Below are 12,985 nucleotides of genomic sequence, written 5' to 3'. Positions count from 1 at the left end.
CGGGCGGAAGCGCCCGCCGCTGCTGTAAGGAATTTCTATGGCGAACGTTGCCGGTAAGCATGGCCTGAAGTGGCTGATCGTTACCCTGTTTGCGCTGTTTACCGGCTACCTCGTGGTGCTGATGTATGCGCAGGGTGAAGTGTTGTTCGCCGCGCTGACGCTGATTGTACTCAGCGTTGGGCTGGTGATTTTTGCTCAGCGTCGGGCCACGGCCTGGCGTTATGTCTATCCGGGGCTGGCAGGGATGGCGCTGTTTGTCCTCTTCCCGCTGGCGGCGACCATCGCCATCTCCTTTACCAACTATAGCAGTACCAATCAGCTGACCTTTGAACGGGCGCAGACGGTGCTGCTGGACCGCCAGTATCAGGCGGGAGAACGCTATAACTTTAATCTGTGGCCGCAGGGCAGCCAGTGGGTCCTGCAGCTGACCGCCGACGGTAAGCCCGGCTTTCTCTCCGAACCGTTCAGCTTTGACGATAAAAATCCACAAACCCTGGCGCTGAAAGAGAGCGCTGAAGCCCCGCAGGGCGAGCGCGCGATGCTGCGCGTGGTGACGCAAAACCGCCAGGCGCTGGGTCTGATTACCGCCACCCTGCCCGACGGCAGCAGCGTGCGGATGAGCTCGCTGCGTCAGTTCTCCGGTACGCAGCCGCTGTATAAGCTGGCGGCGGACGGCAGCCTGACCAATCAGCAAACCGGCACGGTTTACTGGCCGAACGATGAGGTGGGTTTCTATCAGGCGAAAGATGCTAACCAGCAGTGGAGCGGCGAACGTCTCAGTCCGGGCTATACGGTAAGCATCGGCTGGAAAAACTTCCTGCGGGTGATGACCGACGACGGCATCCAGAAGCCGTTTATCGGCATCTTTATCTGGACGGTGGTATTCGCGCTGCTGACGGTGATCCTGACCACGGCTGTCGGGATGGTGCTGGCCTGTCTGATGCAGTGGGAGGCATTGAAGGGGCGTGCGGTGTATCGCCTGCTGCTGATCCTGCCCTACGCGGTACCGGCCTTTATCTCTATCCTGATTTTCAAGGGGCTGTTTAACCAAAGCTTCGGCGAAATCAATATCATGCTTAACGCCCTGTTTGGCCTGAAGCCGGCCTGGTTCAGCGACCCGACGCTGGCGCGCAGCATGCTGGTGGTGGTCAATACCTGGCTCGGTTATCCGTACATGATGATCCTCTGTATGGGGCTGCTGAAGGCGATACCGGACGATCTGTATGAGGCATCGGCGCTGGACGGTGCCACCACCGTGCAGAATTTCTTCCGCATCACGCTGCCGCTGCTGCTGAAGCCGCTGGCACCGCTGATGATCGCCAGCTTCGCCTTTAACTTTAATAACTTCGTGCTGATCCAGCTGCTGACCAACGGCGGGCCGGACCGTCTTGGCACCACCACGCCGGCGGGCTATACCGACCTGCTGGTCAGCTATACCTGGCGCATCGCCTTTGAGGGCGGCGGCGGGCAGGACTTCGGCCTGGCGGCGGCGATTGCCACGCTGATTTTCCTGCTGGTAGGCGGACTGGCCGTGCTGAATCTGAAAGCCACCCGCATCAAAGTCGACTGAGGTAAAACATGGCTATCGTACAACCTAAATCACAGAAGCTGCGCCTGCTGCTCAGCCATCTGCTGCTGCTGAGCTTTGTGGCCATCATTATGTATCCGCTGCTGATGGTGCTGGCCATCTCGCTGCGCCCGGGGAATTACGCGATCGGCTCGCTGCTGCCGGAGCATATTTCCTGGGATCACTGGAAGCTGGCGCTCGGCATCCCGGTGGTGCATGAAAATGGTAGCGTGACGCCGCCGCCGTTTCCGGTGCTGCTGTGGCTGTGGAATTCAATCAAGGTGGCAGCCATCAGCGCAGTAGGCATCGTTGCCCTTTCTACGACCTGCGCCTACGCCTTTGCCCGTATGCGCTTTCGCGGCAAGTCCAGCCTGCTGAAAGGGATGCTGATTTTCCAGATGTTTCCGGCGGTGCTGTCGCTGGTAGCGCTCTATGCGCTATTCGACAGGCTGGGGCAGTATCTGCCGTTTATCGGGCTGAATACCCACGCGGGGCTGATTTTCGCCTATCTCGGCGGCATTGCGCTGCACGTGTGGACGATTAAGGGCTATTTTGAAACGATTGACGGTTCGCTGGAAGAAGCTGCCGCGCTTGACGGTGCCACGCCGTGGCAGGCGTTCCGTCTAATCCTGCTGCCGCTGTCGGTGCCGATTCTGGCGGTGGTGTTTATTCTGTCGTTTATTGCGGCCGTTACCGAAGTGCCGGTGGCGTCGCTGCTGTTGCGCGACGTGAACAGCTACACGCTGGCAGTGGGAATGCAGCAGTATCTCAATCCGCAGAACTATTTATGGGGTGATTTTGCCGCGGCCGCCGTGCTGTCGGCGCTGCCGATTACTCTGGTGTTTATTATCGCCCAGCGCTGGCTGGTTAACGGTTTAACCGCCGGGGGCGTGAAGGGTTAGTCCGATTTATTTGCCACTGCTGCTGTTCTTGCTTCGTTATATCCTGTGTTTCAGGCGGCCAAACGGCCGCCTGTTTTTTTTATTCGCGCTTCAGGCGATTGCTGTTCGCCAGCCACAGGGTGATCACCAGAATCAGAATCGCCAGGCAGTAGGCCAGGGTATCAAACGGGTTTTTATGGTCAACGATGATCAGGCGGATAATCGCAGTAATGCCGATATAGACAAAGTAACGCAGCGGAAAATGGTAGCCCGACTGGAAGTACTTCACGATCAGCGCGATAAACTCGAAATAGAGAAAATAGATCACAATGCCTTCAATCAGCAGATACGAAGACGTCTGCTCCCCGGTGTTCAGCAGGACATTCGCCAGGTGAATCGTCTCCTTACCGAGAAAGATCACCAGGATAACGGCCAGCGCAATCAGACCGGCGTTCAGCACCATCTGCAGGGCAAAGGCCAGGCGGGTGGCCGGAGTATTTTTTACGGGGGGAGTCATGTTCACACCTCTAAATAGTTGTTATCTGTCGGATATGCCGACAGATAACACTATGCTTTAGTGTGATGTAGATCACAAGATACCGAGAACCGCTATCCCTTACTTCAGCGCAGCCAGCGCGCTGCGCAGTCGGGGTAAGGCGCTCTCAATCTGTTCAGGCAGCACGGCGCACACCGCAGCGCGGAACCAGCAGATTTGCCCAGACATGCCGAAGAAGCTGAACGGCACCAGGGCAAAGCCTGCCTCATCGATCAGATAGCGGCTGACTGCGGCTGCACTGTCCAGTCTCGTCCCCTGCGGCGTCACCCTGCCTATCACATTGAACTGAATGGACAGGTAAATCCCCCCCATCGGTTCGATCGAATCAACCGGTAGCCCTGCGCTTTTTAACTGCTGCACGCCCTGATGCAGCAGCTGTAGCGACTGCAGAATACGCGCTTTGAAAACATCAAGATGATCGAACAGCCGCCGATGATCGCTGAGCAGCGCCGCCGTCGCCAGCTGCTCCGCCTTGGGTGCGATGGCACCTATATGCTCAATCATCAGCGTGATTCTGTCGATCACGTCGGCCGGTCCCATTCCCCAGCCGACCCTGACGCCGGTGGCCGCAAAGGCTTTGGAGCCGCCGTCCACAATCAGCGTATACGGCTTCAGCTCGGGCCGAAGTTCTACCGGATGATGATGTTGCCGCGTTTGACAGGTCAGCATCCAGTACACCTGATCGAAGATGATAAACAGCGGCTTTTGCTGGCAGCGACGCCGACGTTCATTTTCTGCCATCGCGAGGTCGCAAATCGCCTCCAGCGCTTCGCGGGTAAACATGGTGCCGGGTGGGTTTTGCGGCGAGCAGAGTGAAAGCACGCGGGCATCGCTGAGATACGGCGCGAGTTCTTCCGCGGTCGGTAGAAACTGATTTTCCTGATGGGTTTCCACCGCAATTCCGTGCGCACCGCACAGCGTGGCGTAGTAGACGTTATTCCACGACGGGGCGGGATAGAGAACCTTCTCCCCCGGATCGGCCAGTGCCAGTAGCGCCAGATAGAGCAGCGGGCGCGATCCGCCTGACACGACAATTTCAGTGGCGGGATCGTAGTCACAGCCGAGATGCGTGTTAGCCAGCCGGGCCACCGCTTCGCGCAGCGGCAGCACGCCTTCAAGCGGTGGATAGTCATTTTGGCCGTCGTCATAGGCCTGATGTATCGCCCGTTTCAGTGCGGCGGGCAGCGGGAAATAGTGCGTATCGAAGTCACCAATAATCAGATCGCAAATGTCTTTACCGGCAGAGGTCTGCTGCTGAACGTAAGAGGCCAGCTTAATAATATCTGAATAATCGAGACGTTCAGCAACGCGGGAAAGGCGGTGCGATGATGCCGGATGTTCACCCGGCGGCGAAGGCTGCGCAGCCGATGTCACGGCGTCGTTTAGTGCGGCGTTCCAGGACATAAAATTGTACTCAGTAAGAGAAAAGATCAACCCCGGCGGGGAGGAATCACGGGGAGACAAATACGAAACCCGTATCAGGCCGGATGATCCACCGACACGTCCTCGATAAGCTTCGTCACCCGACGGACCTCCGCGATGGCGAAGTCGATTTCTTCTTCGGTGGTGTCACGACCGAGGCTGAAACGCAGAGTGGACTGCGCCAGCTCGTCAGATAATCCCAGAGCGGTTAAGACGTGGCTGGGGGACAGGCTGCTGGAGGTGCAGGCAGAGCCCGTACTGATCGTCAGCGTGTTCTTGAGTAACTTAAGGAGCTTGCCGCCGTCAACGTGGCGGAAAGAGAGGTTGGAAACGTGCGCCAGGCGTTGGCTACCTGCCCCGTTAACCTGAATATGACCCAGCGCCAGCAGGGCGTTTTCCAGGCGATCTCGCTGTCGCGCTGTCGTCGTCAGTCCCTGTTCAAGCTCCTGTGCTGCCAGCTCGGCGGCCTTACCAAAGCCCACAATGCCGGTCACATTCAGCGTGCCGCCACGCATGCCCTGCTCCCCGTGCCCGCCGGTGATCTGCGGCTGGATATCAATCACCTTTTTGCCGTGACGATGGCGCAGATAAAACAGCCCCACGCCTTTCGGGCCATAAATTTTATGTGCCGATCCGGTCAGGATATCAACAGGGATTTTTTGCAGGTTTATCGGCAGCTTACCGATGGCCTGAGTCGCATCGGACATCAACAGGATTTGATGTTGCCTGGCTACTGCCGATATTTCTTCAATCGGGTTGATCACTCCGGTTTCATTATTGGCATACATCACGCAAATCAGAATGGTTTCGGGTGAAATCAGCGCCCGCATCGCCTCGATATCAAAACTGCCGTTCGGCAGCGGCGGAATGAGAGAGACCCGGACGCCCTGCTTCTCCAGATCTTTCAGCGTTGCCAGCACCGCAGGGTGCTCGATTGAGGAGGAAATGATGTGGTTTCCCTGCTCACTCAGCGCGCTGTAGACGCTGCGCAGCGCCAGATTGTTACTCTCGGTGGCACCGGAGGTGAAGATAATTTCGCTGCTCTCTGCACCCAGCAGCGCGGCGATTCGATCGCGGCTTTTCTCTACCGCCTGGTGCGCTTTAAAACCGTGGTAGCTGGACAGGCTGGCTGCATTACCAAAGTTGCCGGAGAAATACGGCAGCATCTCATTGACGACCTCGGGATCGCAGGGCGTTGTCGCATTGTAGTCAAGATAGACGGGTGTTTTATGGGGGGGTATCATTATTTCTCTCCATCCGGTTACAGGGTAATTGAATTAATTATATTGCCGCTACGCCCATGGCATTTGATGTGGAGTGAATAAGAAAGTCATTTTCATCAAACGGGGAGAGAAATATATTGGTAATTTTCACCTCTTTCATCGCACTGTCATTTTGATGCAAAAATAATTTTGCCGCGACGCTGGCACCATTGATCACTTTGTTATAGTCGTCCGTTTCGGAAAAATCGATAATATGTACCGAATGTACCTGCGGATTTTGACCGATCACCTTATGGTAAACATCACTATAATGCTGAGCCATGATCACCGGACATTTTGCTATCCAGGTCTCTTTAGATTTTGACTCTGCAAGAAGGACACGCTGGTTTTTCTCATTGATGAAATAGATCTTTTCGGCCTGATTATCCGCTTCGATATCAAGATGTGAAAAAGGAGAAACCTGGTGCTGCATTAGGATTTTTCGTAGTGACTGTATCCCCCTATTTTTACAGGTCCGCTCCCCCTGCACAAAAAGTCGGTCGCGCTTAACAATGCGACTGGCGGCGAGAATACTTTCAATTCCTTCTGGAAGTTCACCGGCTAAACGCTGTTCGGTATCCATTTCAGATGGGAGGGGTGATATTTCACATACCTCTGCTCCACATTGTAAACCTAAATCGTCGATTAATATTCCCAACGCCACCTTAATGTCCTTTTTATGCTTGATAATAATATTATTAGCAATACCAATGGCCAGGCTAAGGGAATTTTTAGAAAAATCAGTCAGGCTATAACGGGGATCGAAATGCCCGCCCTCAAGATAGAACAGCGGTATTTCAGGATTCTGGTTGACGACATCAAGATTGATAATATCAATCAAGTGTTTTCCCACATTTCCGAGAGCAGCCTCAGTTAATTTCATGGTAATTACCTTTATCAATAACATTGATATAAAAAAGAGAATCCCATTCATCTTTCAATTAATAAATCCTGTAACGGATTTATCAAGAATATAAACCCTGACCTTAGGGGAGGGTCTATAGAACTAAATCCAATTTCTAAGGTGATTCTGGATAAAAAAAAGGGCCGTCTGATGACGGCCCTCGTTACGATCTCGTGTGCAACTAGTGGAAGTTGCGATCGCGATCGGTGGTCATATCGTACAGCTCGTATTTACGTCCCAGCTGCTGGCCGCCGTCACGCGTCAACGGTGTCCAGTTGATATTCGCGCGGCTGCGGGTTGGACGGATGCTGAACAGATCCATCGGCACCGAGATATAGAAGCCCTTGGTGAAGTCACCCTCGCCGTAGTCTTCTGACGATACGTTGGTCTTGGTGGCATAGACGCCCGCTCTGACGCCGCTGTCGAACTGTTTGGAAACATCCAGCGTCACGCCTTTATCCTCGGCGAGGTACTGGCCGACGCTGGCTTTCACCAGCACCTGATCCATAAACGTTGGCTGCCAGTAGACGGTGAGGTTGCCGACTTTCGCACTGTAGTCGGTAAACTTCATCATATTGTCCCAGTCACGCTGCTTAACGTAGTTGGCATCCACGCCCACCGCCCAGCTGGAGTCCAGCGGACGATACAGCAGCTCACCACCGGCACCGCCGAACATTGTTTCCAGATAACCACCGTACACCTGGCCGTAGAAATCACCGCCCAGGTAGTGCATGTAGTTAGCCTGCAGGTTGTTCACGTAAACGTCGTTTTCAACGTACTGACGAATCTGGGTACGTACGCGAGGCAGAGGTGAATTTCCACCAGACTGCGTATAGTTGAATCTGTCGTAGTTGTTCGCCACGTTAAAGAACAGGCTGCCGTCAAGCAGCAGGTGGTCGGTGACCCACAGATTGGCGCCGGCAGAGACCCCGATCTGATACATATAGAAGCTTTCCGGTCCACCAAACGACTGGTTAAGCACCGGTGACAGGCTGTAGTCAAAGCGACGACCGTCGATAAAGTAGCCCTGCTCGGTGCGTTCCGGCGCAACCGGGTTGATTCGCTGCTGCTGCAGCGTCTCTTCACGGCCCAGCGGGTAGCCTTCCAGCTGACGCTGCAGGCTGGCCACGTCGGTTTTGGTGGTCACCTGCGGCATATGATAGCGCTGTTCGGTCAGCTCAATGGTCTTCACGCCTTCCGGCAGATGATTGGCCAGAATGACGTTAGCGCGCTCAACCGCCTCCTGATTATCACGGTACTTCGTCTGCTCACCGCTGGCGTACAGCGTATCGCCCTTCAGCTGAATATGCGGTGCTTCAAAGCCGGCGTTGTACTTCAGGTCGGTCAGCTGGCTGGCGGTCACCGTCGAGTCGAGGAAGCGGCCCTGCGGCTGCGGCTCGTAGGTCTTCTTGGGCGTATCAAGGTGCGGCTGAGTCAGCTCGTTAAAATTGGTACGCAGGGTGAAGCCGGCCATAAAGGTATTGCCGCGCTCGTAGCTGACGTTAACGTCCGCCCAGTCGGTAATACGGTAGATGGCGCCGACGTTAACCTTGCTTCTCTGCTCCAGCTTGCCGGCAAAATCGCCCTGATAATCGTTACCTTCATACTCCATTTTCAGGCGCAGGGGCTGCCACGGCGTCTGGTATTCAATACCGCCGAACACCGCCATCGGGCCTTTAAAGGAATCGCCCAGGCTTAACGCGCCCGGCGTACGGTTGCCGTCGGAACGATAGCAGTATTTTTCACTGGCTTTACAGAACGGGTTGGTGACGTTGCCGCTGTTGCCGAGGTAGCCCCAGCCGACGCCGAGAGTGAAATCAAACGGCCCCCAGGCCTTGGTGCCCACCACGTATTCGCTGTCAAACAGGCCGGTGCCGCCGATATCGCGTTTACCCACCGACACTTCCGGCAGCCAGAAGCCCTCTTCCCACAGACGCAGCTTCAGATCGAAGGCTTTATCTTTATAGGTTTGGCTCCCGCTGAAGTCTTCGTACGAACTGTACTTGCGGGTACGCACATCGGTATAGCGGATGGTCGTTTCCAGCCACGGGAACAGCTGCAGCGAGGTGGAGTAAAAGCGGTACTGGTCGTTATAGCGGTAGTTCAGGCTGAACTCGCCCTCTTTGGCCATACGCGCCGTCGGCACCTGCAGCAGGCCAATGCCACCGAAATCGGACTGTGAAGGCCCAACCGGTTCGGGATAGGAAGCCGCCTGAACCTGGCAGGCACAGGCGACGGAAAATGAAAGCAGGCTGAGAAGATAACGTTTTTTCATCAGTCAGGGATCCGGTGCGTCAAAACAGAAACGATCTGCTGGTTAAGGTCGGCAAGGTCGCTCGGCAGCGCCCAGGATGAGAAACCAATAAAGATTGTGCTGCCCGCCGCCAGCTCGACGTGGCGACGATTCCAGTAGGCAACGGGAACCTCAGTCACCTCACCAGCAGGGGAGATCACCAGCGCCACATTGCGCTCTGCGCCGCTCTGATGGGCGCGTGAGTCGAGGTAATCCGCCACCGGGCGTCCGGCAACCCACGGCGTGGTGCCCGCGCCATCAACGGCACCGGCCAGCCTGACCGAGGTTGGCTTAGCCACGGTATAAACGCTGTATTCTCCCGCCAGACGACGATTGGCCTGTGGTTGGGTGCGTACCCAGTCAGGATCGAGGTTCACCAGCTGGCGGCCGGTCACCTTCAGCGAGGCAATCTGCTGGCGGACATTTTCTACCACCGCGGCTTCTGCCAGATCGTTATCGCTGCGCAGGTTATCGCGCCATGCCTGTAAGCGAGCGACCACCTCCTGCTGCTGACGCAGTGCGACCGCCGTGGCCAGCTTTTCACCGATGACCGTACCGGGCCACCAGGTTTTTCCCTGAAGGGCCGGGCTTTCCACCAGCTGCGCCAGATTTTCCGCATGGCTGACGACGGCAGTTTGCGACTGCCCCGGATAAAACACCGTGACCTGGCTGTCCGCCAGTGCCTGCAGCGACAGCGATGCCACTATCCCTGCGAGAAGAGTTGTGATTTTTTTCATGATTTCGCAGGCTTCAGAATAGTGGTTGCCACAGGGAAGTAGTCCGCTCCCAACATTTGCACGGCCTGGCGTACCTGTCCGCTGGAGGTATCCACCCAGAAGGTATTGCGCCAGGTTTTACCACTCTCCGTCAGCTCGACCTCTTCCTGCCAGACGCGGCTGGCAACCTGACGGCCGCCCAGTTGCAGAACTTCATCTTTCAGACGAGTGAAGTGGGAGACCGCCGTGCCGGTACGCAGCTGACCTTTTTCCGTCCAGCTGAGCACACGTGTCCAGCTGGCGCCGTCCGTCAGGCGCAGCGCATCGCGCAGCGGGTCCTGTTGCAGATTGGTCACCTCATTGAGGTTATCCGCCAGGCCCAGGGTTTTCACCAGACGACCATTTTCCGTCACCACCGTTGCGCGGTCCTGGGTGATCCATTTCTGCTGGCCATTCTCGTTAAAGCCCATCACAACGAAGATCTGCTGACCGCCGTTAAGGCGCAGATACATACTGGCGTAGGGGATATTGGCGATCTGTTGATTGGTTAACTGGATGTCGTCTTCGCCGAGAAAAGCCAGCTTAAAGGTTTCACCCAATCCCTTTTGAGTTTGTGTACAGGCCTGAAGCAACAGGCAAAGCAGCAGCAATGGTAGGTTTCGCACCAGTGGGATCCCTGAGCTAAAGAAAGCAATCTGAAAATAACCACACTTTCGTGTGGTTATGATTAATGGTGATACTTAGCGAGTGGTGCTGGTGGTCGTGGTGGTCGTGGTTCCAGTGTTGGAACCATCGCCGCCGCCTGACGCAGCCAGCGCAACACCTGCAAACGCCGCTACCGCACCGATACCGATGGCAGTAGATGCGCCCGCAGACAGTGCTGCCGCTTCAACACCAGCAGCAGTGCCGCCGGTGGTATCAGTAGCAGTTGTCGTTGCAGCAACATCGCCAGGAGCGGCGAAAGCAGCTGAAGCGGTTGCTAAGTACAGTATGGCTGCAGTAGCACATAAGACTTTTTTCATTACACTTTCCCTTCACTAATGAATGGACACCAGGGCCTGGATGGTTCCTGGCATCTTCATTATGGGGAAATAACTCCCAGAAATCAGCGCCCCTTCCAGGTATTGAAAAAATAGTTTTTTACACTTGGATTACAATTAAAAAGATATTTTCAATTATGCAACATGCCATCAAGTGCATATCACAGAATATAATTCTGGTTTGTAGTAAAAATCAGCATTATGCCGTTAAAACACGCGCATAGTGTAATATCGTATTTTCAAACACGACAAAGAGAAACAAAAATGTTTTAAATCATGGCGTTATTGTCATTTTTTTCTTATGAAATTCAGCGAAGTAATAGATTTTTACTCGATTTTTTTAGGATTAATCTCACCCACTAAAGATGAACTTTCAGTGTTTTCAGGAAAAACCTCAGGGTAGATGAGAGGTAAAAATCGAGGTTGTCGGCGTTACGGGTGGGTATGGCAGTAATGCCGGCGCAGAGCAGGCTGGCGATAAACAGTAAAAAAACCCCCGAACTATCGGGGGTTTCAGCTCTCAGAGCGAAAATTAACGCCAGGATTTATAGCGGTTAATCAGGCCATTAGTCGAACTGTCGTGGCTGTTAACGTCTTTACCATCTTCCAGCTCTGGCAGAATACGGTTCGCCAGCTGTTTACCCAGCTCCACGCCCCACTGATCGAAGCTGAAGATGTTCAGGATAGCGCCCTGAGTAAAGATCTTGTGCTCATACAGGGCAATTAGCGCACCCAGGCTGTACGGGGTGATTTCACGCAGCAGGATGGAGTTGGTTGGGCGGTTACCTTCAAACACTTTGAACGGAACCACATGCTCAACGGCGCTGGCGGCTTTACCGGCATCGGCGAACTCTTTCTCCACCACATCACGCGACTTACCAAACGCCAGCGCTTCGGTCTGTGCAAAGAAGTTAGACAGCAGCTTGCTGTGGTGATCGCCCAGTTTGTTATGCGAGATCGCCGGAGCGATAAAGTCACACGGAACAATCTTGGTGCCCTGGTGGATCAGCTGGTAGAACGCGTGCTGGCCGTTGGTACCCGGCTCGCCCCAGATAATTGGGCCGGTCTGGTAGGAAACCGGGTTACCGCTGCGGTCAACGTACTTACCGTTGGACTCCATATTGCCCTGCTGGAAGTAGGCAGCAAAACGGTGCATATACTGGTCGTACGGCAGAATCGCTTCGGTTTCAGCGCCGAAGAAGTTGTTGTACCAGATACCAATCAGCGCCAGCAGCACCGGCAGGTTTTTCTCCACCGGGGTATCGGCGAAGTGGCGGTCCATAGCGTGCGCACCGCTCAGCAGCTTCTCGAAGTTATCGAAGCCGATAGACAGCACAATCGACAGGCCGATCGCCGACCACAGTGAGTAGCGTCCGCCAACCCAGTCCCAGAACTCAAACATGTTGTCGGTATCAATACCGAACTCCGCCACCGCCTGGCCGTTAGTCGACAGCGCCGCGAAGTGCTTCGCCACGTCGCCCTGCTCGCCGGAAGTCAGGAACCAGTCGCGCGCGCTGTGGGCGTTGGTCATGGTTTCCTGGGTGGTGAAGGTTTTAGACGCCACGAGGAACAGCGTGGTTTCCGGGCTCAGGCCTTTCAGCGTTTCGGCGATATGCGTGCCGTCCACGTTGGAAACGAAGTGCATGGTCAGATGATTTTTATACGGACGCAGCGCTTCGGTCGCCATAAATGGCCCCAGGTCAGAACCGCCGATGCCGATATTCACCACGTCGGTGATCGCCTTACCGGTGAAGCCTTTCCACTCGCCACTAATAATGCGCTCGGAGAAGCTTTTCATCTTCGCCAGCACCGCGTTCACTTCCGGCATCACATCTTTGCCATCTACCACGATCGGGGTGTTGCTGCGGTTACGCAGGGCAACGTGCAGTACGGCGCGATCTTCGGTGCGGTTGATTTTCTCACCGGAGAACATCGATTTGATCGCGTCCTGCAGTTCGGTTTCTTTTGCCAGCGCCTGCAGCTTGCTGAGTGTTTCAGCGGTAATGCGGTTCTTGGAGAAGTCGACCAGCATCTGGTCGTCGAAGGTAGCGGAAAACGCGGCAAACCGGTTGTTGTCCCTGGCGAAAAGGTCAGCAATCTGAACGTCTTTCATTTGTTCAAAATGCTGCTGCAGTGCCTGCCAGGCAGCGGTTTGTGTCGGATTGATATTTTTCATAGCAACACACTCTTTTTATTTAAGAATCGTAAATCAGACCGGACAACATCGTACCTGTTTGCGGGGATCGACTCCCCCTTTTCCTGTAACAGGTTTCGGCTATCAACAGCGGAAAAACTGCGGTTTGCCCGGGCGCTATTTCGCATTCTGTCGGTGAGGATGATTCAC

At 54.9% G+C, this 12,985-nt stretch carries 11 protein-coding genes; 2 read left to right on the top strand and 9 right to left on the bottom strand.

The window, feature by feature from the left end:
• Positions 1–37 precede the first annotated feature (37 nt).
• The gene (malF, locus tag JOE09_RS09975) at positions 38–1,570 is read left to right on the top strand and encodes a maltose ABC transporter permease MalF (protein ID WP_205065664.1); all 1,533 of its coding nucleotides are present in this window, start codon (positions 38–40) and stop codon (positions 1,568–1,570) included.
• A gap of 8 nt (positions 1,571–1,578) precedes the next feature.
• Positions 1,579–2,469, top strand: coding sequence for a maltose ABC transporter permease MalG (gene malG, locus JOE09_RS09970; protein WP_105592312.1), 891 nt, complete (start codon positions 1,579–1,581; stop codon positions 2,467–2,469).
• A 79-nt stretch (positions 2,470–2,548) separates the two neighbouring features.
• Here the strand turns inward: malG and psiE are convergent, their stop codons facing one another.
• The 9 genes from psiE to pgi all read right to left on the bottom strand — a co-directional run bounded on the left by psiE (position 2,549) and on the right by pgi (position 12,817).
• Positions 2,549–2,965 (bottom strand): phosphate-starvation-inducible protein PsiE, encoded by a 417-nt coding sequence (gene psiE, locus JOE09_RS09965; protein WP_105592313.1) that lies wholly within the window; start codon positions 2,963–2,965, stop codon positions 2,549–2,551.
• A 99-nt stretch (positions 2,966–3,064) separates the two neighbouring features.
• A complete protein-coding gene (locus JOE09_RS09960) occupies positions 3,065–4,408 on the bottom strand; it encodes a pyridoxal phosphate-dependent aminotransferase (RefSeq protein ID WP_205065663.1) in 1,344 nt (447 codons plus the stop codon).
• A 74-nt stretch (positions 4,409–4,482) separates the two neighbouring features.
• Entirely contained in the window at positions 4,483–5,670 is a 1,188-nt protein-coding gene (locus JOE09_RS09955; protein WP_205065662.1) for a cysteine desulfurase family protein, read from the bottom strand.
• 37 nt (positions 5,671–5,707) lie between these two features.
• On the bottom strand, positions 5,708–6,571 hold the full coding sequence (locus tag JOE09_RS09950) for a hypothetical protein (RefSeq protein WP_205065661.1): 864 nt from the start codon (positions 6,569–6,571) through the stop codon (positions 5,708–5,710).
• 202 nt (positions 6,572–6,773) lie between these two features.
• Entirely contained in the window at positions 6,774–8,867 is a 2,094-nt protein-coding gene (locus tag JOE09_RS09945) for a YjbH domain-containing protein (protein WP_205065660.1), read from the bottom strand.
• The gene (locus tag JOE09_RS09940; protein WP_205065659.1) at positions 8,867–9,622 is read right to left on the bottom strand and encodes a capsule biosynthesis GfcC D2 domain-containing protein; all 756 of its coding nucleotides are present in this window, start codon (positions 9,620–9,622) and stop codon (positions 8,867–8,869) included. Before JOE09_RS09940 ends, JOE09_RS09945 begins: the two co-directional genes overlap by 1 nt.
• On the bottom strand, positions 9,619–10,266 hold the full coding sequence (locus JOE09_RS09935) for a YjbF family lipoprotein (RefSeq protein ID WP_205065658.1): 648 nt from the start codon (positions 10,264–10,266) through the stop codon (positions 9,619–9,621). The genes JOE09_RS09940 and JOE09_RS09935 overlap by 4 nt, the downstream gene beginning before the upstream one ends.
• A gap of 75 nt (positions 10,267–10,341) precedes the next feature.
• Entirely contained in the window at positions 10,342–10,623 is a 282-nt protein-coding gene (gene yjbE, locus JOE09_RS09930) for an exopolysaccharide production protein YjbE (protein ID WP_205065657.1), read from the bottom strand.
• A gap of 550 nt (positions 10,624–11,173) precedes the next feature.
• Positions 11,174–12,817, bottom strand: coding sequence for a glucose-6-phosphate isomerase (pgi, locus tag JOE09_RS09925; RefSeq protein ID WP_105595822.1), 1,644 nt, complete (start codon positions 12,815–12,817; stop codon positions 11,174–11,176).
• Positions 12,818–12,985 lie beyond the last annotated feature (168 nt).

This window comes from Pantoea coffeiphila, assembly GCF_016909495.1.
Lineage (GTDB): Bacteria > Pseudomonadota > Gammaproteobacteria > Enterobacterales > Enterobacteriaceae > Erwinia > Erwinia coffeiphila.
Note: the sequence above shows the minus strand (reverse complement) of the source record. Positions and strands in the feature narration are given on the sequence as shown.

Excerpts from the sequence above, each read along its gene's own strand:
- malF (WP_205065664.1), top strand. The coding sequence starts at position 38 with ATGGCGAACGTTGCCGGTAAGCATGGCCTGAAGTGGCTGATCGTTACC.
- malG (WP_105592312.1), top strand. The coding sequence starts at position 1,579 with ATGGCTATCGTACAACCTAAATCACAGAAGCTGCGCCTGCTGCTCAGC.
- psiE (WP_105592313.1), bottom strand. The coding sequence starts at position 2,965 with ATGACTCCCCCCGTAAAAAATACTCCGGCCACCCGCCTGGCCTTTGCC.
- JOE09_RS09960 (WP_205065663.1), bottom strand. The coding sequence starts at position 4,408 with ATGTCCTGGAACGCCGCACTAAACGACGCCGTGACATCGGCTGCGCAG.
- JOE09_RS09955 (WP_205065662.1), bottom strand. The coding sequence starts at position 5,670 with ATGATACCCCCCCATAAAACACCCGTCTATCTTGACTACAATGCGACA.
- JOE09_RS09950 (WP_205065661.1), bottom strand. The coding sequence starts at position 6,571 with ATGAAATTAACTGAGGCTGCTCTCGGAAATGTGGGAAAACACTTGATT.
- JOE09_RS09945 (WP_205065660.1), bottom strand. The coding sequence starts at position 8,867 with ATGAAAAAACGTTATCTTCTCAGCCTGCTTTCATTTTCCGTCGCCTGT.
- JOE09_RS09940 (WP_205065659.1), bottom strand. The coding sequence starts at position 9,622 with ATGAAAAAAATCACAACTCTTCTCGCAGGGATAGTGGCATCGCTGTCG.
- yjbE (WP_205065657.1), bottom strand. The coding sequence starts at position 10,623 with ATGAAAAAAGTCTTATGTGCTACTGCAGCCATACTGTACTTAGCAACC.
- pgi (WP_105595822.1), bottom strand. The coding sequence starts at position 12,817 with ATGAAAAATATCAATCCGACACAAACCGCTGCCTGGCAGGCACTGCAG.